Origin of the sequence: Micromonospora sp. S-DT3-3-22 (genome assembly GCF_015354745.1) — a bacterium.
GTDB lineage: Bacteria > Actinomycetota > Actinomycetes > Mycobacteriales > Micromonosporaceae > Micromonospora > Micromonospora wenchangensis.
Genome location: NZ_JACGMO010000136.1, coordinates 1 through 20,740 on the forward strand (window position 1 = coordinate 1; position 20,740 = coordinate 20,740).

23 protein-coding genes and 1 pseudogene are annotated in these 20,740 nt (G+C 73.5%); 9 read left to right on the plus strand and 15 right to left on the minus strand.

The genetic code is table 11. The features are described 5' to 3' along the window. Positions 1-451 (plus strand): ATP-dependent helicase C-terminal domain-containing protein (locus tag H1A17_RS28745; RefSeq protein ID WP_305070373.1); only part of this gene is annotated, 451 nt, incomplete at its 5' end. A 22-nt stretch (positions 452-473) separates the two neighbouring features. On the opposite strand, the gene H1A17_RS28750 is transcribed toward H1A17_RS28745, so the two are convergent. Next, a complete protein-coding gene (locus H1A17_RS28750; protein WP_145918804.1) occupies positions 474-1,199 on the minus strand; it encodes a PP2C family serine/threonine-protein phosphatase in 726 nt (241 codons plus the stop codon). Between the two features lie 262 nt (positions 1,200-1,461). Here H1A17_RS28750 and H1A17_RS28755 point away from each other — a divergent pair, with 262 nt between their 5' ends. Both H1A17_RS28755 and H1A17_RS28760 read left to right on the plus strand, forming a co-directional pair. After that, on the plus strand, positions 1,462-4,071 hold the full coding sequence (locus tag H1A17_RS28755) for a glycoside hydrolase family 9 protein (protein WP_194823361.1): 2,610 nt from the start codon (positions 1,462-1,464) through the stop codon (positions 4,069-4,071). 134 nt (positions 4,072-4,205) lie between these two features. Beyond that, entirely contained in the window at positions 4,206-4,616 is a 411-nt protein-coding gene (locus H1A17_RS28760) for a hypothetical protein (RefSeq protein ID WP_194823351.1), read from the plus strand. 45 nt (positions 4,617-4,661) lie between these two features. Here H1A17_RS28760 and H1A17_RS28765 read toward each other — a convergent pair whose 3' ends face one another. The 8 genes and pseudogenes from H1A17_RS28765 to H1A17_RS28800 all read right to left on the minus strand — a co-directional run bounded on the left by H1A17_RS28765 (position 4,662) and on the right by H1A17_RS28800 (position 11,079). Continuing rightward, on the minus strand, positions 4,662-4,856 hold the full coding sequence (locus tag H1A17_RS28765; protein ID WP_194823362.1) for a DUF397 domain-containing protein: 195 nt from the start codon (positions 4,854-4,856) through the stop codon (positions 4,662-4,664). Then, entirely contained in the window at positions 4,853-5,620 is a 768-nt protein-coding gene (locus tag H1A17_RS28770; RefSeq protein ID WP_145918803.1) for a Scr1 family TA system antitoxin-like transcriptional regulator, read from the minus strand. Before H1A17_RS28770 ends, H1A17_RS28765 begins: the two co-directional genes overlap by 4 nt. A 197-nt stretch (positions 5,621-5,817) precedes the next feature. Next, positions 5,818-6,390, minus strand: a pseudogene (locus tag H1A17_RS28775) (snapalysin family zinc-dependent metalloprotease); the annotation flags it as partial. A 96-nt stretch (positions 6,391-6,486) separates the two neighbouring features. Continuing rightward, complete coding sequence (locus H1A17_RS28780) at positions 6,487-6,744, minus strand: UBP-type zinc finger domain-containing protein (protein ID WP_145918801.1); 258 nt, start codon at positions 6,742-6,744, stop codon at positions 6,487-6,489. Beyond that, entirely contained in the window at positions 6,744-8,321 is a 1,578-nt protein-coding gene (locus H1A17_RS28785) for a Na+/H+ antiporter (RefSeq protein ID WP_194823353.1), read from the minus strand. Before H1A17_RS28785 ends, H1A17_RS28780 begins: the two co-directional genes overlap by 1 nt. A 37-nt stretch (positions 8,322-8,358) precedes the next feature. Then, on the minus strand, positions 8,359-9,324 hold the full coding sequence (locus tag H1A17_RS28790) for a TIGR03885 family FMN-dependent LLM class oxidoreductase (protein ID WP_194823354.1): 966 nt from the start codon (positions 9,322-9,324) through the stop codon (positions 8,359-8,361). 66 nt (positions 9,325-9,390) lie between these two features. Next, positions 9,391-10,803, minus strand: coding sequence for an NADP-dependent succinic semialdehyde dehydrogenase (locus H1A17_RS28795; protein ID WP_194823355.1), 1,413 nt, complete (start codon positions 10,801-10,803; stop codon positions 9,391-9,393). Between the two features lie 12 nt (positions 10,804-10,815). Continuing rightward, a complete protein-coding gene (locus H1A17_RS28800) occupies positions 10,816-11,079 on the minus strand; it encodes a DUF6343 family protein (protein ID WP_145918797.1) in 264 nt (87 codons plus the stop codon). Between the two features lie 251 nt (positions 11,080-11,330). Between H1A17_RS28800 and H1A17_RS28805 the strand changes: the two genes are divergently transcribed. After that, positions 11,331-12,185 carry a GDSL-type esterase/lipase family protein gene (locus H1A17_RS28805; protein WP_194823356.1) on the plus strand — a complete coding sequence of 285 codons (855 nt, stop codon included), beginning with the start codon at positions 11,331-11,333 and terminating at the stop codon, positions 12,183-12,185. 111 nt (positions 12,186-12,296) lie between these two features. Here H1A17_RS28805 and H1A17_RS28810 read toward each other — a convergent pair whose 3' ends face one another. The 3 genes from H1A17_RS28810 to H1A17_RS28820 form a co-directional block, all read right to left on the minus strand. After that, positions 12,297-12,992 carry an EcsC family protein gene (locus H1A17_RS28810; RefSeq protein ID WP_309236894.1) on the minus strand — a complete coding sequence of 232 codons (696 nt, stop codon included), beginning with the start codon at positions 12,990-12,992 and terminating at the stop codon, positions 12,297-12,299. Between the two features lie 190 nt (positions 12,993-13,182). Further along, positions 13,183-13,332 (minus strand): hypothetical protein, encoded by a 150-nt coding sequence (locus H1A17_RS28815; RefSeq protein ID WP_168222413.1) that lies wholly within the window; start codon positions 13,330-13,332, stop codon positions 13,183-13,185. 163 nt (positions 13,333-13,495) lie between these two features. Continuing rightward, entirely contained in the window at positions 13,496-14,377 is an 882-nt protein-coding gene (locus H1A17_RS28820; protein WP_145918795.1) for a peptidase M23, read from the minus strand. 418 nt (positions 14,378-14,795) lie between these two features. Between H1A17_RS28820 and H1A17_RS28825 the strand changes: the two genes are divergently transcribed. Both H1A17_RS28825 and H1A17_RS28830 read left to right on the plus strand, forming a co-directional pair. Next, positions 14,796-15,716, plus strand: coding sequence for a proteasome assembly chaperone family protein (locus tag H1A17_RS28825; protein WP_145918794.1), 921 nt, complete (start codon positions 14,796-14,798; stop codon positions 15,714-15,716). Positions 15,717-15,854: 138 nt separating this feature from the next. Beyond that, positions 15,855-16,667, plus strand: a complete 813-nt coding sequence (locus H1A17_RS28830; protein WP_194823357.1) for an exodeoxyribonuclease III — start codon at positions 15,855-15,857, stop codon at positions 16,665-16,667. Positions 16,668-16,687: 20 nt separating this feature from the next. Here the strand turns inward: H1A17_RS28830 and H1A17_RS28835 are convergent, their stop codons facing one another. Continuing rightward, positions 16,688-17,452, minus strand: coding sequence for a helix-turn-helix domain-containing protein (locus H1A17_RS28835; RefSeq protein WP_375372841.1), 765 nt, complete (start codon positions 17,450-17,452; stop codon positions 16,688-16,690). A 282-nt stretch (positions 17,453-17,734) separates the two neighbouring features. Here H1A17_RS28835 and H1A17_RS28840 point away from each other — a divergent pair, with 282 nt between their 5' ends. From H1A17_RS28840 to H1A17_RS28850, 3 genes are all read left to right on the plus strand, one after another. Then, complete coding sequence (locus H1A17_RS28840) at positions 17,735-17,911, plus strand: hypothetical protein (protein WP_375372842.1); 177 nt, start codon at positions 17,735-17,737, stop codon at positions 17,909-17,911. Beyond that, the gene (locus tag H1A17_RS28845; protein WP_194823359.1) at positions 17,908-18,162 is read left to right on the plus strand and encodes a flavin reductase; all 255 of its coding nucleotides are present in this window, start codon (positions 17,908-17,910) and stop codon (positions 18,160-18,162) included. The genes H1A17_RS28840 and H1A17_RS28845 overlap by 4 nt, the downstream gene beginning before the upstream one ends. 141 nt (positions 18,163-18,303) lie before the next feature. After that, positions 18,304-18,624, plus strand: coding sequence for an antibiotic biosynthesis monooxygenase (locus H1A17_RS28850; protein ID WP_145918791.1), 321 nt, complete (start codon positions 18,304-18,306; stop codon positions 18,622-18,624). An 18-nt stretch (positions 18,625-18,642) separates the two neighbouring features. On the opposite strand, the gene H1A17_RS28855 is transcribed toward H1A17_RS28850, so the two are convergent. Both H1A17_RS28855 and H1A17_RS28860 read right to left on the minus strand, forming a co-directional pair. After that, the gene (locus H1A17_RS28855; RefSeq protein WP_194823360.1) at positions 18,643-19,920 is read right to left on the minus strand and encodes a lanthionine synthetase LanC family protein; all 1,278 of its coding nucleotides are present in this window, start codon (positions 19,918-19,920) and stop codon (positions 18,643-18,645) included. Positions 19,921-19,975: 55 nt separating this feature from the next. Further along, positions 19,976-20,698, minus strand: coding sequence for a class F sortase (locus H1A17_RS28860; RefSeq protein WP_145922675.1), 723 nt, complete (start codon positions 20,696-20,698; stop codon positions 19,976-19,978). Between the last annotated feature and the right edge of the window lie 42 nt (positions 20,699-20,740).

A 20,740-nucleotide genomic window follows, 5' to 3' on the forward strand; every position in this document is an offset into this window, starting at 1 on the left:
CGACCGGTGGCTCGGGCCGGAGCTGGCCGCCGCACGGCGCCGGGCCGACCTGGCCCGGATCGACGTGACCGGGGCGCTGCGCCGGCTGCTGCCCTGGCCGCAGGCGGGCCGGCTGGACGAGCTGGCCCCGGAACGCATCGAGGTGCCCAGCGGCTCCCGGGTCCGGGTGGACTACGCCGACCCGGCCGCGCCGGTGCTGGCGGTGAAGCTCCAGGAGACGTTCGGCTGGCAGCAGGCGCCCCGGCTGGCCGACGGCCGGGTGCCGGTGCTGCTGCACCTGCTCTCCCCCGCCGGCCGGCCCGTCGCGGTCACCGCCGACCTGGCGTCGTTCTGGCGTACCGGCTACCCGCAGGTGCGCGGGGAGCTGCGGGGGCGTTACCCGCGCCACCCCTGGCCGGAGGACCCGGTCACGGCCGCGCCGACCCGGCACACCACGCACCGCCGCCGCTGAGCCGGCGCGCCGCCGGTGGCGGTCACTCGTCGACGACGTCGGCGATGAGCACGGTGATGTTGTCCGGGCCGCCGGCCCGCAGGGCGAGGTCGATCAGGCGGCGGGCGCAGTCCTCCCGGTCCGGGGTCTCCCGGAGCACCTCGGTGAGGGTGTCCGGGCGGACGACGTTGGACAGGCCGTCGCTGCACAGCAGCCAGCGGTCGCCGGCCCGGGGCACCATCGTGGCGTACGACGGGGAGACCTGCTCGCCCTGCAACGCCTGGGTGACCACGGCCCGGCGGGGGTGGCTGGACGCCTCCTCGGGGCTGATCACCCCCTGGTCGACGAGCATCTGGACGAAGGTGTCGTCCCGGGTGACCTGTTTGAGGGTGCCCTCGCGGAACAGGTAGGCCCGGGAGTCGCCGACGTGGGCCAGCGCCAGGCAGCTGCCGGTGCGGGAGAAGAGCAGAGCGGTCAGTGTGGTGCCCATGCCCTGCCGCTCGGGGTCCTCCCGGACGGCCTGGTGGATCCGCGCGGTGGCCAGCTCGATGCCGGTCTGCAACGCCGCCACCAGGGCGTCCTCGGGGGTCTCCACGTCCAGTGGGGCGACCGCGTCGATGGCGATCCGGCTGGCCAGGTCGCCGGCCGCCATCCCGCCCATGCCGTCGGCGACGGCGACGAGCCAGGCTCCGGAGTGCATGGCGTCCTGGTTTCCGCTGCGGATCAGCCCACGGTCGCTCGTCCCGACGGAACGAAGCTTCAGGGTCATGGGTGGCAGCCTGCCAGGCGGAGGGTGTTGTTGTCTCTAGGAGATCAGGACGACTGCGCGTGGCGCGGCGAATCTCACTGCCGTCGGTGTCGGTCCGGGCCGCTGCGGTACGCCCCGACCAGCCCGAAGGTCATCCAGTCGAATCGATTGACAGGGACGAGACGCGCTGGAAACATCTGGCTGATAGCTGGGAGCGCTCCCAGTGACAGGCATCGACGGCACACCCCCACCACCCTTCCGCCCGGAAAGGAATCCCGTGATCCTGACCCGACGACGTCGGCGGCATCTCGCGGTACTGGCAGCGACGACCCTGATCCTCACCGGCGCCGGCACCGGCGTGGCCCACGCCGAGGTCCCGCCGGACGCCCCCGAGCAGATCAGCAACGGCGACTTCAGCGAGGGCGTCTCGCCCTGGTTCTCCTACGGCACCGGCCCGCTCGACGTCGTCGACGGCCGGCTCTGCGTCACCGTCCCCGCCGGGCTGGCCAACCCGTGGGACGCCGGCATCGGCCACGACGGGGTCCGGCTCAACGCCGGCGCGGAGTACAAGCTCAGCTTCGACATCTCGGCCACCCCCGGGCTGAGCGTCAACGCCGTGCTCCAGCTCGGCAGCGCCCCCTACACCTCGTACGCGAGCGTGCCGGCGGTGGCCGCCCCGACGAGCAAGCGGGTCGAGCAGACGTTCACCGTCCCGGACGACAACCCGAACGCCCAGCTGATCTTCCAGGTCGGCGGGGCCGCCGCCGAGCAGCGGATCTGCCTGGACAACGTCTCGTTGCGCGGTGGCGAGGCCGCCCCGCCGTACGTGCCGGACACCGGCCCCCGGGTCCGGGTCAACCAGGTCGGCTACCTGCCCGGCGGCCCGAAGAACGCCACCGTGGTGACCGAGTCGACCGGGGCGCTGCCCTGGCAGCTCAAGTCGGCCGCCGGCACGGTCGTCGCCAGCGGCCGGAGCACCCCGCGCGGGGTCGACGCCGCCTCCGGGCAGAACGTGCAGACCGTCGACTTCTCGTCCTTCCGCACCCCCGGCACCGGCTACACGCTGGTCGCCGACGGCGAGACCAGCCACCCGTTCGACATCTCCGGCGACCTCTACGACCGGCTGCGGGCCGACGCGATGCAGTTCTTCTACGCCCAGCGCAGCGGCATCGAGATCGACGGTGACCTGATCGGCGAGGAGTACGCCCGCCCGGCCGGCCACCTCGGGGTGGCCCCCAACCAGGGCGACACCCAGGTGCCCTGCCAGCCCGGCGTCTGCGACTACTCGCTGGACGTGCGCGGTGGCTGGTACGACGCGGGTGACCACGGCAAGTACGTGGTCAACGGCGGTATCGCCGCCTACCAGCTGCTGAGCGCGTTCGAGCGGACCAAGACGGCGGAGACCGCCGCCGGTGGCGCGAAGCTGGGCGACTCGACGCTGCGGCTGCCCGAGCGGGGCAACGCCGTGCCGGACGTCCTCGACGAGGCCCGCTGGGAGATCGGGTTCCTGCTCCGGATGCAGGTGCCGGCCGGCAAGCCGCTGGCCGGGATGGCCCACCACAAGATCCACGACAAGGCGTGGACCGGCCTGCCGCTCGCCCCGCAGGACGACGCCCAGCCGCGTGAGCTGCACCCGCCGTCGACCGCCGCCACCCTCAACCTGGCCGCCGTCGCCGCACAGTGCCAGCGCCTGTTCGCCCCGTACGACGCGGCGTTCGCCGCCCGCTGCGGCACCGCCGCGACGACCGCGTACGCCGCCGCCAAGGCGCACCCGGCGGTCTACGCCGACCCGAACGACGGCATCGGCGGCGGCGCGTACGACGACACCAACGTCACCGACGAGTTCTACTGGGCCGCGGTCGAGCTGTACCTGACCACCGGCAAGAAGGCGTACCTGGACGACCTGACCGCCTCGCCCCACCACACCGGCGACGTGTTCGCCGCCGGCGGCGCGTTCAGCTGGCAGAGCGTGGCCGCGATCGGCCGGCTCGACCTGGCCACCGTGCCGAACGGCCTGCCGGCCGCCGACAAGGCCCGGGTCCGCGCCTCGGTCACCGCCGCCGCCGACAACTACCTGACCACCCTGCACGCCCAGGCGTACGGCCTGCCGGTGCCGGGCGAGGCGGGCAGCTACGTCTGGGGCAGCAACAGCAACATCATCAACAACATGGTGGTGCTGGCCACCGCGTTCGACCTGACCCGGGACGCGAAGTACCGGGACGGCACCGTGCAGGCGACCGACTACCTGCTCGGCCGCAACGCGCTGAACATGTCGTACGTGACCGGCTGGGGCGAGCAGAACGCGCGCAACCAGCACAGCCGGATCTTCGGCAACCAGCTCAACCCGGCCATGCCGAACCCGCCGGTGGGCTCGCTCGCCGGCGGCCCGAACGCCGCCCTGCAGGACCCGTTCGTCGCCCAGCTGCTCAAGGGCTGCGCGCCGATGTTCTGCTACGTCGACGACATCAACTCGTACTCGACCAACGAGGTGGCGATCAACTGGAACTCGGCGCTGGCCTGGCTCGCGTCGTTCCTCGCCGACCAGGGTGACGCCAAGGCGGTGGCCCCGCGCATCTGCGCGGTCAGCTACCAGGTGCACGGCACCTGGCCGGACGGCTCCAACACCCAGGTCGTCCTGCGCAACACCGGCGACACCGCGATCAACGGCTGGACCCTGCGCTACGCCTACACCGGCGACCAGAAGGTCACCCAGGCGTGGACGGCGAAGGTGACCCAGTCCGGGGCCACCGTGACGGCGAAGAACGAGTCGTACAACGCGAAGATCGCGCCGGGTGGCAGCATCACCTTCGGTCTGCTCGCCAGGACCGGCACGCTGGCCAATCCGGCACCGGACCTGATCACCGTCAACGGCGTCGCCTGCACGGTGTCCTGACCGGCTCTCCTACCCTCGGGCCCCGGGCTGCCACCCGGGGTCCGAGCGCGCCGGGCGGTCGTCCCCCGACCGCCCGGCGCCCCCCGTCCGACCGCCCGGCACGCCCGCCCGGCCCAGCAGTGGAGACGAGTCCGATGCCCGAGCCGACCACGATCTCCGACGCCGAGCGTCGGCGCATCGTCCACGAGTTCGTCGACGAGACCGTCGGCGACGCCCACCCCGAGGTGGTGGCGATGGTCCGTGACCTCACCCACCGGGTCCGCGACACCGTCGAACTGGCCCGCGCCGCCGGCATCGCCCCCGAGTCGCCCCGCGCCGGCCACGTGGTGGCCGCGCTGGTCCGCGCGTACGGCGAGGTCTTCGACCGGGTCGACGACGCCGGCTACCGCAGCGCGTTGCTGGCCCGCCTGGAGGTCGCCAACGACCCGCGGACCGAGCGGTACTTCCAGCTCCTCGCGACGGTCAACGGCTGGACCGCGCCGCCCACCCTGACGCCGGTGCTGGACTGGTTCATCGCCGCGCTGCGCCACCACCCCGTGCCCTGACCCGCACCCGACCGATCGTCCCGGCGCGGCGGCGGGGCGGGGCGGTCAGCCGGCCTGTCGTGTCGACCGGGCCAGGCGCAGGAAGCCACGCCAGGCGCCCGGGGTGAAGGCCAGGGTGCCGCCGGCGCGGTCCTTCGTGTCGCGGACGAGGACGACGCCGGGCAGGTTGTCCGCCACCTCGACGCAGTTGCCACCATTGTTGCCGCTCCTGGTGCTCTTGTGCCACCGAGCGCCGCTCAGCTCCATGATGCCGCCGCTTTCCTGACGAGTTCCAGGGATCGCGCCCGGGGTAGGGCCTCCCCCACTATGCGCGCCCACCGACGCTCCAGGACAGCGATATCCGTGCGCTGGTCGATGATCTGCGCGCGCACCTGCCCATCGACGTGCGCCACTCGCGTTCCGTCGTCCAGCTCGGCGACGACGAAGGGTCCGCCGAGGCCGGCGTACATGCCTGTCTCGGCCGGGACCACGTGCACCTGCACGGTCGGCAGCTCGGCGCAGGCGGCAAGGTGGGCGCACTGCTCGCGCATCAGCTCGGGCCGGCCCCGCACCGGGCGGTGCAGCACCGACTCGTCGATGACGGCGACCAGCAGCGGCGGTCGGTCGCGGTGCAGGATCGCCTGGCGGGTGAGGCGGGCCGTGATGAGCTGGTCGACCTCCTCCTCGGTCAGGGTCTCCCCGGCCAGGGTCGCCCGCGCGTACGCCTCGGTCTGGAGCAGGCCGGGCACCCAGGCCAGCTCGAAACCGCGTAGCACGACGGCCTCGCGTTCGATGTCGGCCCACGGCCGGAACCACACCGGCTCGTGTCGCTTGTGCAGGTCGGGCCACAGGTCCAGGACGTCCCGCTTGAGCAGCGCGGCGACCTCGGCACGATGCCGGGTTTGAGGAATTCGCCCCTGGCTGGCCCAGCGCGCGGCGGTCTTCGGGTCGACTCCGATGCGAGCGGCGAGGCTCTCGGCCGTCTCACCCGCCTCGGCCATCGCCTCTTTGACTGCCAGATTCATCCTGACCCTCCCCGGACATCCTGGATATCCGGAGTCATCTTGCTACGCGGTGTGATCGTACCGCAACCCTTTGGCACGGTGAGATCAGGACGGCGTCGCCGACGGGCCGGACCCCCACCGGCGACGCCCACCGGGGCCGTTCCCGTGGAGGGGCGGGAACGGCCCCTCCACCATGGACCGACGGGGGCTCAGGAACCGGCGGGGGCACCGGCGACGACCGGCGCGGCGGCACCGTCGCCACGCCAGACGTAGCCGACCCCGGCCGGCGCGGTGAGCGAGCCGGCGAACAGCGCGTTGACCCGGGACGCCTCGGTGGCGCTCGGCTTGGCGTTGCGGCACGACACCGGGGCGCTGCTGCCCGACATCAGGTCGGTGCACAGGCCGGTCCGGTTGTCGGGCAGGCCGAGGATGTGACCGATCTCGTGGGTGGCGATCCGGGTCCGGTCGTACCCCTGGTCGACAGCCTGGGTGCCCATCCAGACCCGGCCGTTGCCCAGGCTGGTGGTCTGCGCGCGGGGCCAGCCGGTGTCGACGTAGATGGTGATGTTGCCGGGCGTGCGGGCGACCAGCCGGACGTTGGTCACCGAGCTGTTCCAGATCGTCGCGGCCTGGTCGAAGTTGGTGCGGAACTCCCCGGCCCGGCTCGCGTCGTAGTAGACCGTCCGCGCGGCGGCGGACGCCGTGCCGCCGCCCGCGGCGACCACGCCGGTCGCCGTGAGCACCAGCGCCAGCAGGGTCCCGGCGGTACGCGAGAACTGTCGTCGGCGCATCGTCCGACCTCCCATCGATAGAAGTTCACCGATGTTAAGCGGTCGGTCGGAACCCGGTCGAATAGCGGTTACGTCATACCGCCACCACCGGACGGCTCAGCCGATCTCCTCGTCGACGAAGCACCAGCGCCACGACTCCCCCGGCTGGATGGACCGCATCACCGGGTGCCCGCTCGACTCGAAGTGCTTCGTCGCGTGCTGGTACGGCGACGAGTCGCAGCACCCCACCTGCCCACACTCCACACACGACCGCAGGTGCACCCAGTCGTCGTTGCCGACGGCCACGCACTCCGGGCAGGCGTCGGTGACGCTCGGCTCGGCGGCTCCCGCCCCGGTCAGGTGCGCACAGCTCATCAGTCACTCTCCCGTCGCAACAACGACTCCTCCAGGTCCAGGTCGCGGTACGCCCGCACCAGCACCTCCTCGGGAATCCGTCCCTCGTCACGGGCGGCCCGGAAGACCTCCCGCTCGGCGTCGATCATCTCCTGCCGCAGCCGACCGTACGCCTGCGACGGCGTCTCCCGGTCGCTGCCGCCGAGCCGCTCCCACGCCAGGTTGGTGCGGCTCTGCACCAGCCCGCGCAACCGCTCCACCACGGCCGGCGGCGCGCCGTCGGCCAACTCGTCCAGCTTCTCCCGGGCCGCCCGGCCGGCCTGCTGCTGCACCGTCGCGGCGGAGAGCGCGTCGGCCACCGGGTCGTCCGGGGGCAGTTTCAACCGGCGGGCCACCCACGGCAGGGTCGCCCCCTGCCCGACCAGCGTCGCCACGATCACCGCGAAGGCCAGCCAGATGAACAACGCCCGCTGGTAGGGCTGACCCCCGGCCAGGGTCAGCGGCAGACCCAGCGCGGCGGCCAGCGTCACCACCCCGCGCATCCCGGCCCAGCCGATGACGATCGGGAACTGCACCGGCGTGGCCGGGTCCCGCTGCCGGACCCGGGGCACCAGCCGGGCCAGGTAGGTGGCCGGGAAGACCCAGACGAACCGGGCCAGGAAGACCGCCGCCAACACCGCCGCGGTGATCCCCACCAGCCGGCCGGTCGGCTCGTCGAGATCCCGCAGCACCTCGGGCAGTTGCAGGCCGACCAGCAGGAACACCAGCCCCTCCAGCAGGAACTGGACCAGCCGCCAGAACGCGCCGGTCTGCAACCGGGAGGCCGCCGACAGCAGCAGCGGCATCTTGTGGCCGATGCCCAACCCGGTGACCACCACCGCCACCACCCCGGACGCGTGGATCTCCTCCGCGGCGAAGACCACCGCGAACGGCACGATCAACGACAGCGCGTTGTCCAGCAGCGGATCGGTGGTCCGCTTGTGCAGGAACCCGAAGACCACCACCCCCAGCAGCCCGACCAGCACCCCGCCGCCGGTGGCGACCACCACCTCCTGCGCCACGTACCCGAAGCCGACCGAACCGGCGCTGGCGGTGGCCGCGACGATCGCCACCCGCAGCAGCACCAGCGCGGTGGCGTCGTTGACCAGGCTCTCCCCCTCCAGGATGGTCACCACCCGCCGGGGCAGACCCACCCGCCGGGCCACCGCGGTGGCCGCGATCGCGTCCGGCGGCGCCACCACCGCGCCCAGCGCCACGCAGATCGCGTACGGCAGGTCGGGCAGGAGCAGGTGCACCACCGTGCCCACCACGAACGCGGTGAAGATCACCAGGCCCACCGCGAGCAGCAGGATCGGCCGCAGGTTGAGCCGGAACGCCGGCACCGAGGTCCCCAACGCCGCCACGTAGAGCAGCGGCGGCAGGATGCCCACCAGCACCAGGTCGGGATCGAGCCGCACGTGCGGGAAGCCCGGCAGGAAGGACAGCCCGAGGCCGAGCACCACCAGCAGGATCGGCGCGAGCAGACCCAGCTTGCGGGCCAGCGCGGCACCGAAGGTCGCGATCGCCAGGAAGACCACGACCTCGAACAGAGCTTCCATGGAGTAGCAGCCTAGGCGTACGGACGGCCCGGGGTGATCACCCGGCGGCGCGCAGCTTCGGCAGCACCTCCGCACCGAACGTGTCGATGAAGGCGCGCTGCTCCTGCCCGACGTGGTGCAGGGCGATCTGGTCGAAGCCCAGCGACAGGTACTCCTCCAGCCAGCCGACGTGCCGGCCCAGGTCGGCCGACACGTTCACCACCTCGGTGACCTGCTCCATCGGCACCCGCTCGCTGACCACGTCGAAGTGCTCGGCGGTGTCGAGGTCCCAGCAGACCGGCGGCGCGAAGACGTTGCTGCGCCACTGCTCGTACGCGATGGCCTCCGCCTCGGCCTGCTCCGGCGCCCAGCTCACGTGCACCTGGAGGTGCAGCGGCCCCCGCCCGCCCGCGTCCCGGTAGGCGTCGATCATCTCGCGCAGGTGCGCGGTCGGGGCGTTCACCGTGATCAGGCCGTCCGCCCACTCGGCGCACCAGCGGGCGGTGGCCATGCTGACCGCCGCCCCGATCAGCGCCGGCGGTTCCTCCGGGCGGGTCCACAGCTTCGCCCGGTCCACCCGGACCAGCCCGTCGTGGCTGACCTCCTCGCCGGCCAGCAGCGCCCGGATCACCTCCACGCACTCCCGCAGCCGGGCGGTCCGCACGTCCTTGCGCGGCCAGCCGTCGCCGGTGATGTGCTCGTTGCTCGCCTCGCCGGTGCCCAGCGCCGCCCAGAACCGGCCCGGGTACATCGCGCCCAGGGTGCCGATCGCCTGCGCGATGATCGCCGGGTGGTAGCGCTGGCCGGGGGCGTTGACCACACCGAACGGCAACCCGGTGGCCTGGAGCGCGGCCCCCAGCCAGGACCAGGCGAACCCGGACTGGCCCTGCCGGGTGCTCCACGGCGAGAAGTGGTCCGACGACATCGCGGCGTCGAAACCGGCGCGTTCGGCGTGCACCACCGCCTCCAGCAGGCGGCTCGGATGGATCTGCTCGTGGGAGGCGTGGAAGCCGAACACCGTCATGGCGTCCTTCCGTACCCATGACGGTGTCCGGTTAAAGCTCGCCCGCGCCGGTCACCCGGCACGGGGTCACTCGGCGTGCGCGCCCGCGCCGACGGTGGCGGCACCCTCCCCCACCCAGACGGTCTTGGTGTTGCAGAACTCCCGCATCCCCAGCGCCGACAGCTCCCGGCCGTAGCCGGAGTTCTTCACCCCGCCGAACGGCAGCTCCGGGTACGAGGTGGTCATGCCGTTGACGAACACGTTGCCGGCGTCCAGGTCGGTGGCGAACCGTTCCTGCTCGGCCGGGTCGGTGGTCCAGGCGTTCGCGCCCAACCCGAACGGCGTGCCGTTGGCCACCTCGACCGCCTCGTCGTACGACGACACCCGGTAGAGCCCGGCGACCGGGCCGAAGACCTCCTCGGCCCACATCCGCATCTGCGGGTTCAGGTCGGTCACCACGGTCGGCGGGTAGAACCAGCCGTCGCCGGTCGGCTTCTCGCCGCCGCAGAGCACCGTCGCGCCGTGCGCCACCGCGTCCTGCACCTGGGCGTCGATCTCGTCCCGCCCGCTCTCGCTGGCCAGCGGGCCGACGTCGGTGTCGGCGTCCATCGGGTCGCCGACCCGCAGCGCGGCCATGTTCGCGGCGAACCTCTCGGCGAACGCGTCGAAGACGTCGGTGTGCACGATGAACCGCTTGGCCGCGATGCAGGACTGGCCGTTGTTCTGGCAGCGGGCGGTGGTCGCCACCTCGGCGGCCCGGTCCAGGTCGGCCGAGGGCATCACCACGAACGGGTCGCTGCCGCCCAGTTCCAGCACCGTCTTCTTCAGCTCCCGGCCGGCGATCTGGGCGATCGAGCGGCCCGCGCCCTCGCTGCCGGTCAGCGTCGCCGCCCGGACCCGGGGGTCGCTGAGCACCCGGTCGACCGCGTCCGAGCCGACCAGCAGGGTGGTGAACGCCCCTTCGGGGAACCCGGCCCGGCGGAACACGTCCTCCAGGTAGAGCGCGGTCTGCGGCACGTTGGAGGCGTGCTTGAGCAGGCCGGTGTTCCCGGCCATCAGGGCCGGCGCGGCGAACCGCATCACCTGCCAGAGCGGGAAGTTCCACGGCATCACCGCGAGCACCGCCCCGATCGGCTGGTAGCGGACGAAGGCCCGCTTCGCCTTCACCGCGGCGGCGTCGGCGGGCTCGTCGGCGAGCATCCGCTCCGCGTTCGCCGCGTAGAACCGGCAGGCGGTGGCGCACTTGGTGACCTCGGCCTGCGCCGCGGCGTAGGTCTTGCCCATCTCGGTGGTCATCAGCCGGGCGGTCTCGTCGCGTTCGGCGTCGAGCAGGTCCGCGGCGGCGTTCATCCACTGCGCCCGCTGGGCGACCGTGGTCCGGTGCAGGTCCCGGAACGCCAGGTCGGCCCGTTCGATGGCGGCGTCGATCTGCTCGGCCGACATCGGCTCGTACGACTTGAGCACCTGACCGGTGGCGGGGTTGGTGGTGGCGATGGGCATCTCGTACTCCTGTCACTCGAAGAGTGAGTGCCGCGCGCCCGGCTGCTCACGGCGGCGGGCGGCACGGCGGCGCTGGATGACGACCAGGTCGACCACCGCCACGACGGCGAACAGCGCGCAGAGCACGCCCAGCCAGGCCAGCCCGGCCCAGAACGCCCCGACCGCGAGGACGGTCATGGTGACCAGGCCGAACAGGGCCAACGCCAGGCGCAGGTTCAACGCGCTGTACGCGTGGCCGACCGTGCCACGGGCGCGCCGGGGCTGCGATCTCGTCATCGTCTCGGCCTACCCCGGCACGGACGCCACTAACCGGCCCCGACGCCCGGATCACCCACGGAGACGCTGCCTGTCGGGCCGGTGCCGGAGGACGACCTGCCCGGAGAGCCCCGGTCCGACCCGGTCTTACCAGATTCATGTTTCGAGCTGTTGAATCTGCCCGGAAGTCGACACGAGCGGGCCACCGCACCCGGTACGGGCCGTAGAGTGACCGGGCTGTCGCTCTGCGCCGTCTGACCAGGGGAAGACGCATGCCTCGACGCTGGGTCGCCGCCGTGGCCTGCCTGTTGGCGCTGACCGCGCTCGCCTGCGAGGAGGGCGGCGGGGCCTCCCCCCGCCCGACGAAGAGCGGATCGACACCGACCGGGCTGCCCGCCACGATGGCCGCCCTCGGCGACTCGATCACCACCGGGTTCGGTTCCTGCCTGGTACTCACCTCGTGCCAGCGCAACTCCTGGTCGACCGGGGACGGCATCCGGGTGGAGAGCCACTACCGGCGGCTGCTCGACGCCGGGGCGCCGATCCGCAACCGGGCCCGCAACCACGCCGTACCGGGGGCCCGCGCCGAGGCCCTCGCCGGGCAGGCCGGCGCCGCCGTCAAGGACAAGGCCGACTACGTCACCGTGCTGATCGGCGCGAACGACGCCTGCCGCAACGACATCGACGTGATGACCGCGACCGCCACCTTCCGCAGCCAGGTCGACCGGGCGCTGCGGGTGCTGCGGGAGGGCCGCCCGAAGGCCCGGGTCCTGGTGGCCAGCATCCCCGACCTCAACCGGCTCTGGGAGATCGGGCACACCGAGTCCCGCGCGGTACGGATCTGGAAGACCGGGATCTGCCCGGCGCTGCTGGCGAACCCCACCTCGGACGCCAAGGCCGACCGGGACCGTCGGGCCCGCTTCGCCGAGCGGATCGACGCGTACAACAGCCAGCTCAAGGCGGCCTGCCGGGCGTACGGGTCGCGGTGCCGCTACGACGGCGGCGCGGTGCACCGGGTGCGGTTCAGCCTGGACGAGGTCAACGCGTTGGACTGGTTCCACCCCAACGTCGCCGGGCAGAACCGGCTCGCCGACGCGACCTTCTCGGCGGCCGGCTGGCGACTCTGAGCCACCCACCCCCGGCTGCGGCCCGCTCCCGGGCGGGCGTCGCCCCGTGGCCGCGTCTGACGCACGCCGCGCCCGGCGGTGGGCCGGACCGCGGCGTGGCAGCACGTCCGGTCAGGGGCGGCGCGGGTGGGGCAGCCCGCCCCGGTGCTCCCGGTAGAGCGCCTGGGCGCGCTCGGCGAGATCCTTGGTCGCCGACGAGTTGGCCCAGGTGCCGAGAATGATCGCGGCACCCGGGACGACCTTGGCGAAGACCCGCTTGGCCGCCCGCACCCCGGCCATCCGGGCCAGCCGGACGCCGAGTTGCAGCATCACCCGCCCGAGCGGGTTCTGGGCGGCGTGACCGAACAGCGCGCCCGCCCGCTCCCGACCGGCCGCGACGCCCAGCGCCAACCGGGCCGTCTCGGCCGCCTTGTGCACCTTCTGCAGGACGAGTAGATCGGTGGCCCGGTCCGGGTGCACCGGGTCCGCGCCGTACGCGGCGGCGACGTGCAGCACCAGCCGGGCCTGGGTCCAGGCCAGCACGCCGACGTCGATCACCGCACCGGGCAGGCCCGCCGCACCCGAGACCGCTCCGGAGAGGCGGGCCCGGTTGACGAAGCGCCGGATGGCCTGCTCGGCCAGCTGGTCGGTGGTGGCATCGGGGCGTTCCGCCCGGGTCCGGGCGACCCACTGGGCCGCCTCCGGGCCGAGCCGGCGGACCGCCTCCAGGGCCAGGTGCTCCGGGGCGTACTGCGGGTCGTCCCGCATCCGGTCCCAGAGCCGGGCCGGTGGCGCCTCCGGCGCGTCGCCCGGGTCACCGGCCGGCACCGCCGGAACCGGAGCCGACGCCCCCGCAGCCGCCGGGACCGTGGTGGTCGGCGACCCGACGGCCGGTGTCGCGGGGACGGCCGGACCGGCGGTGTCCGCCGGTACCGGCGGCGTGGGGACGGTCGGTTCGTCGTCGACGGGCACGGCGTCGGTCACAGATGCTCCCGGGGTGGAATCGGTTCGCGGACGGTCAGCGGCGACGGCCCGACAGCTTGCCGGCCGCCTGCTTGAGCCGTGCCTGGTTCTCCGGCTTGGCCAGCTCGCGCCGACCCCGGTCGACCAGCTGCTGCCCCTTGGGTGAGCGCAGGAAGGCGCTGATCCGCTGCATCAGTGCTGACATGTCGTCCTCCGATCGGGTGTCCTGCGTCATGTGTACCCGATCCGAGCAACCGCCAACCGTCCACTGTGTCCGGTCGAGGGTAGCCATCCGGCGACGTCGACGCGAACCGGCCCGACCGACCCCGCCCGGGTGGGCCGGGATCCGGCCGGGCCGGGACGGCGACTCAGACCAGGATGGCGGCGACCACCTCGGTGGCCCGCCACTCGTGCTGGGCGTAGAGGTCCGGGTAGGCGGAGATCTGCACGGCCTGCGCGGCGACGGTGAGCGGAAGGTCCTCCCAGCCGGGGATCTCCAGCAGGGCGGTGAGGAACGCCCGGGTGGCGAACGCCGGGTCCATCAGCTGGCCGACCTCGCCCCAGCCGCTGCTCGGTCGCTGCTGGAACAGCCCGACCGAGTCGTGGTCCCAGCCGATCGCCTGGTGCGGGTAGTTCTGCGACTCGGGCAGCACCCCGCTGGCGTAGTTGTATAGGTTGCTCTCCTGCATCGCGGTGGCCACCGCGATGATCAGGGCCCGGCGCGGGACGCCCATCGCCCGGCCGGCCCTGACGATCTCCTTGGCGTTGTCCATCTGGGCCTGGTCGAGGCCGGCCACCGGGACGATCCGCTTCGGCCGCGGCTTCGGCTTCGGTCGGGGCTTGGGCTTGGTGGTCCTGGTCGCGCTCGGGGTCGGGCTCGGGGTGGCGGCGGTCGGGCTGGCGGCGGCCGGGCTGCTGGGCACGACCGTGACCGGGGTACGGACCTCGGCACGGGAGGCGGCCTGCTGGCCGCGCTCGGCGAGGGCGGCCTCGGTGCCGACCCGGTCGTCGGCCCGCTCGTCCGGCAGGGCCTGGACGCCCGCGACGGCGGTGACGCCGAGGCAGCAGAGCACGCCGGCGGCGAGGAGCACCGGCCGGCGGCGGCGGGGGTTAACGAGCCCGCCGAGGCGGGTACGGAGGGAGCGGGGTTCACGGAGAACGCCGACCTGAACGGACGAGGGGGTGTCGTCCGAACGGCCAGTCATGCCCTGAGGGGCGCCCTGGTCGTCGATGGTGTCGTCGTCACGCATCCGCCGAGGCTAGACATGCCCTTTCCCGGTCACCCACCAGCAGGAAGTGGCCCTCGCCACACTTTCCGACAGGCCGGCGGGACGCCCGCCCCGGACGCGGGGCCGGGGCAACAGACCACTCGCAACGGGCATTACGGTCAGCAACCGCGCCCGTCGTCGTCGGAGCGGGTCGACGGCCCAGACCACCCCGGCCGACCGCAAGATCCATCATGTCCCCCTTTCGGGCGACACGCCGGAACCGTCCGGACCAGCCGCCCCGGCCCGTCCGGCGAATTGGTGGCTTCCTCCGGGTTTGATAGCCGGATCGGTCACGACGCGCCCAGTGATGGAATGGATGACGCCGACGGGTACGTTCCCCGAACCGGGTGCCGTCCGTGCGCGGTCGCCCGTAGGCGCATTTCCTCAGGAGGTCCGACCGGTGCTCGACCCACACGAGCTGTACCAGCTCACCGACGATCTGCCCGACCTCGGACAGCCGGTGCTGATCCAGGCGCTCACCGGCTTCGTCGACGCCGGCAACGCCACCCGGCTGGCCCGCGAGCAGCTCCTCACCTCACTGGACGCCCGTACGATCGCCACCTTCGACGTCGACCAGCTCTTCGACTACCGGTCCCGCCGCCCGGTGATGACCTTCGTCGAGGACCACTGGGAGGACTACGACGCCCCGGAGCTGGCCCTGCACCTGCTCAGCGACGACGACGAGACGCCGTTCCTCCTGCTCACCGGCCCGGAGCCGGACCTCCAGTGGGAGCGGTTCGTGGCGGCGGTCAGCGGGGTGGCGGCCCGGCTCGACGTCCGGCTCACCGTCGGGCTCAACTCGATCCCGATGGCCGTCCCGCACACCCGGCCCACCGGGGTCACCGCGCACGCCACCCGCCGCGAGCTGATCGCCGGCTACGAACCGTGGTTGCAGCGGGTGCAGGTCCCGGGCAGCGTCGGCCACCTGCTGGAGTACCGGCTCGGCGAGGCCGGCCGGGACGCCCTCGGGTTCTCCGCGCACGTGCCGCACTACGTCGCCCAGACGGAGTACCCGGCCGCCGCCGAGGTACTGCTCACCTCGGTGTCCCGCAGCACCGGGCTGCTGCTGCCCAACGAGAGCCTGCGCTCCGCCGCCGAGGTCGTCCGGGTGGAGATCGACCGGCAGGTCGCCCAGACCGACGAGGCCGCCGCGCTGGTCACGGCCCTGGAGGAGCAGTACGACGCGTTCGCCCGGGGTCGGGGTGAGAAGAACCTGCTCGCCGCCGAGACCGGTCCGTTGCCCACCGCCGACGAGCTGGGCGCCGAGCTGGAACGCTTCCTCGCCGAGCAGACCCGACCCGGCGAGACCCCGGGCGCCTGACCCCGCCGGTCGGGCGGGCGGCGACCCGACCGGGACGCCGCCCGCCCGACCCGTCCACCAGCGGCCCCCGCGCGCCGGGGGGCGTCCCGGCGGCGGGCCGTCCCGGTGGAGCGGGCCGCGATGCGGCAGGCTGGGCACATGCGCCTGGCGACCTGGAACGTGAACTCGGTGAAGGCCCGCCTGCCCCGCCTGCTCGACTGGCTGGCCGGCACCGCCCCCGACGTGGTCTGCCTCCAGGAGACCAAGTGCCCCGACGGGGCCTTCCCCGTCGCCGAGGTCGGTGAGCTGGGCTACGAGGTGGCCAGCCACAGCGACGGCCGGTGGAACGGGGTCGCCGTCCTGTCCCGCGTCGGCCTGACCGACGTCGCCGTCGGATTACCCGACGAGCCGGGCTTCCCCCGGCCCGAGGCCCGCGCCATCGCCGCCACCTGCGCCGGGGTCCGGATCTGGTCGGTGTACGTGCCGAACGGCCGCGCCACCGACGACCCGCACTACGCGTACAAGCTGGCCTGGCTGGCGGCGCTGCGGGACGCGGTGACGCCGGAGGTGGCCGCCGGTGGCCCCGTCGCCGTCTGCGGGGACTTCAACGTCGCCCCGACCGACGCCGACGTCTGGGACCCGGCGCTCTTCGTCACCTCGACCCACGTCACCCCCGCCGAGCGGGCCGCCCTGGCCGCCCTGCGCGACCTCGGCCTCAGCGACGTGGTGCCCACCCCGATGAAGGGCCCGCACCCGTACACCTACTGGGACTACCGGGCCGGCATGTTCCACCAGGACAAGGGCATGCGGATCGACCTGGTGTACGCCTCCGCGCCGCTGGCCCGCGCGGTCCGCTCCGCGTACGTCGACCGGGAGGCCCGCAAGGGCAAGGGCCCCTCCGACCACGCCCCGATCGTGGTCGACGCCGACCTGCCCGGCCCGGAACCGACCCACCCGGCCGAGGTGGGGTAGCGCGCACGCGCCCCCGACGGTCAGCGCCCACCCGGCTGCTCTGCTGCCGCGTCGGCGGGCTGCTGCGCCGCTTCCCAGAGCGCCTCGAAGTGCTCGACGTACCTGCTGAACGGACCGCCGCTCTCCCGCTGTCGCAGGTGGAACGTGACGGAGTCCTGGCCCAGCGCGCCGCCGATGTGGGTGGCCACGATCGCGTCGTCGTCGAACACCCAGACCGACATCGCGATGTGCCGGTCGGACAACCGCACGGCCAGCGGGGTGGGCGACTTGCCGATCTCGGCACGCGTCATGGCGATCCGCGTCCCGAGGTCGAGGGGCGTCGCCTCGATCCGGTCCCGGCCAGCGGTGACCGGGCTCGCCGGGTCACCCAGCAGGAAACGTACGTCCGCCCCGGCCTGCGCCTTCGCCCCCAGGGTCCCGGCGGCGTTCGGCACGTCCAGCCAGACGAAGTAGCTCGTGTAGCCGCCGAACCAGAGGCGGGACCGCGCTCCCTCGATCAACTCCCGGAACAGCGACCGGGGCAGGTCGGAACGGCGGGCGTAGACGCCCACCAACTCCCGGTCCGCACCCAACTTGACCGCGCGACGCACAGCATCAGGCCACAGCACGTCTACATCCTTACCCAGGAGACCTGCCACCCGCACCCGCGAACGTGGATGCGGCAGGCGGCCGCGGCTGACCCACCGCTGCACGGTCTTGGCATCGACGTCGCACCTCTCCGCGAGTTGGTTGACCGTGAACCCGGCAGCGGTCAGCGCGTCCCGTAGTGATTCATTCCCCGGCACCGGAGGGGACCTTTCCTAGACGTCCCTCGATGATGACATACGGGCGGTTAACTCGTCCGTCACTGACTGCGATGGTTCTTGCCGCAGCGACACCACTGCGTTCCTCCGCCAGACACCCGAAGGGATGCCACCGTGAGCGAGAAGCGCCCGACACCACCGTCCGCCCCGGATGGCGAGCGTCGTCACGGCCCGTCGCCGGGTGAAAGGCCGGGGCCGGGGTCACCGCTGCCGGCGGCAACGGTACGAGCCGGTGAACTGCTGCACCTCACCAGAGATGCGAGCGTGCAGTTCATCCGGCCGATCACCGTCCGGGTCATCCGGGTGCTGACCGGCTGGCACACCTACGACGGGTGGGTGTGGGTCGACGCGTACCAGCTGAATGCCGCCGGTGACGCGGTCCGGCGGCGCAACACCCGGCCGGACCCGGCAGCGGTACGCACCACGGCGGCGATCCGGTGACCGGAGCGCTGTCGGGTCGGCACACGCCGCTGCGGCCGATCTGGTTGTGCCGGGTCGATGCCCGGCCCTGGCCCTGCGGAGAAGCGAAACTCGCGCTCCTGGCCAGGTACGACGGTGACCGGACCGGCCTGGTGGTCCTGCTGGCCAGGTTGTCGGCGGAGGCGACCGAACACCTGACGCAGCTCGACTGTGGTCGTCAGGTCGACCTGACCGACCGCTTCCCGGCCTGGCTCCATCCACCCACCGACTGATCGTCCCGCCCGGACCGGCCGGCGGCAGGTGGATCGTGGAGAGTTGTTGCGGGCGGGGTGACGACAACTCTCCACGATCCGTGCGCCGGACCCGGCCGCCAGCCGGGGACCGGCCCGGCGGTGCGGGGCTAGGGTGGGGAGATGGCAGTCGTGAAGATCAACGCGATCGACGTCCCGCCCGGTGCCGGCGCGGAGTTGGAGAAGCGGTTCGCCGCCCGGGCCGGCGCGGTGGAGAACTCCCCCGGTTTCCTCGGTTTCGAGCTGCTGCGCCCGGTGGCCGGCGAGAGCCGCTACTTCGTGTACACCCGCTGGGAGACCGAGGAGGCGTACCAGGCGTGGGCGGCCGGGCCGTCGCGGGCCGCGCACGCCGGTGGTGGGGGCGGCGAGCAGCAGCGGCCGGTCGCCTCCGGCGCGACGCTGCTGGAGTTCGAGGTGGTCCAGCAGGTGACCGGCAAGGGCTGACCCGGCGGCCCCGGGCGGTCAGAGCCAGGGCAGGACGGGCGCGGTGGTGGGGGCGGCGAGCCGGGCGAGCCAGCCGGCGATCCCGGCGGCGCCCTGCATGAAGCCGGGCTCCGGCGGCAGCTCCGCCGGGGTCCGGGTGTGCTCGGTGTTGGACCAGGTGACCCCCGTCGGGGTGGACACCGTCCGGACGAGCACGTCCTCGGCGAGCCGGTGCGCCCAGTCGAGCAGGGCAGGATCGGCGGTGGCCCGGTAGCGGTCCACCAGCAACTGTCCGACCCCGGCCGTGCCGCAGCACCGGGCGAGGTTGTCCCAGTAGCCCGGGTACCGCCGCTGCGGCAGGCCGCTGTCGCGCAGCGCCCGCAGGCACCCGTCGACGGCCCGCTGCCAGCGGGGCTGCGGGTCGACGGTGTCGAGCAGGGTGAACAGCCGCACCGTGCCGGTGGGGCCGTGGCACCAGCCGAAGTTCACCGCCGGGCGGTCCGGACGGGGCGGGACCAGCAGCGGCAACGCCCAGCCGTCCGGGTGGCGGCCCATGGCCAGCAGGCCGTCGGCGGCCCGGACGGCGGTGTCGAGCAGGTCGTCGCGGCGCAGGGTGACACCGGCCATGGCGAGGGCGTAGGCGACCCCGGCGGTGCCGTGGGAGAAGCCGGGCATCAGGCGCTCGTCGCCGGCCCGCATCCGCCAGTGCGGCCCGTCCTCGTGGTCCTCGGCGAGCCCGACCAGCCCGTCGGCGAGGAGGTGCGCCGCCTGCTCCACCATCTGGCCGGTGTCGTCGTCGTGGGCGTCGAGGAGGGCCAGCAGGATGCCCGCGTCGCCGGAGATGACGTCGGAGCAACGGCCCGGGTCCACCGGGCGGTCCCGCAGCCGTTCGGCGACGCGTGCCGTCACCGACGCGGCGACGTCGAGGGCGACCGGGTCAGCGGCGACCCGACCCCAGGCGCGCAGTGCGACGGCGGCTCCGGCCCAACCGCCGAACATTCCGTCGTCGGGCACCGTCGCGGCGTCCGGCTCGTGCCGGGCGAGGTGCGCCAACCGGTCCCGGGCACCGGCCGCGACCCGGCCGAGAGCGGACCCGGCCCCGCTGTCCGGCCCGGTGACGGTGCGCGCGGACCCGGTGGCCACCCCGCCCGCCGGGGAGACGGCGGTGGCCTCGGCGCAGCCGAGCAGCACCCCGGCGGTGCCGGCGTACAGGTCGTCGAAGGGTTCGCCCGCCTCCCGCCAGCGCGGGCCGCCGTCGGCGGGCACCGCCACCGACTCGATCCAGGCGAAAGCCTGCCGCACCACGTCCGCCGTCACCGCGCGATCCTGCCATCCGCCGCCGTACGGCGTCGCCGCAATAACGTCCCGGCGGTCAGGGGGACCGGGTCGCCGCCAACGAGGCGAACGCGATGACGTTGTCGGCGTATCCGGTGCGTCCGCCGATCCACTGGCCGCCGCACGTGATCAACCGCAGGGCGGGTGCGCCGTCACGGCCGTAGACCCGGTCGGCGGGCAGGGCCGACTTGTCGAAGAACTCCACCGAGTCGACCCGGAACACCACCACCCGCCGGTCGTCCCGGGTCACCTCGATCGTGTCGCCGGGGGCGAGTTTGCGCAGGTCGTAGAAGACCGAGGGGCCGTCCTTCGAGTCCACGTGGCCGACGATGATCGCCCGGCCGGGCTCGCCGGGGGTCGGGCCCCGGTCGTACCAGCCGGTCTCGTTGTGCCGGTCGAGCGGCGGTACGTCGATCGACCCGTCGCGGGCCTGACCGACCGGGGCCACCGGGGCGGCCACCTTGATCGCGGGCACGGTGAGCCGTACCGGTCGGCTGGCCGGCAGGCTGCCCGGCGCGGGGCTCTGCCGGGCACCGGCGGCCGGGCGTTGCGACGGCGTGCCGGTCCAGTCCAGCGGCCCGACCGAACGCCCCAGCCCGGCGCCGGTGGCGAAGACCCCGAGCAGCACCAGCGCCACCGCCAACGGCACCGACCAGGGGCCACGCGTCGAGGACCGCCCACCCTCCGGGGCCGCCGGGGCCGGGCCGGAGCCGGTCGGGCCGCCGCTGGACGGGACCGGAGCGCGGAACGGCGGCGACATCGGATCGTCGGGCGGCCGGGCCGGAGTGCTGCGCTGGGCGGT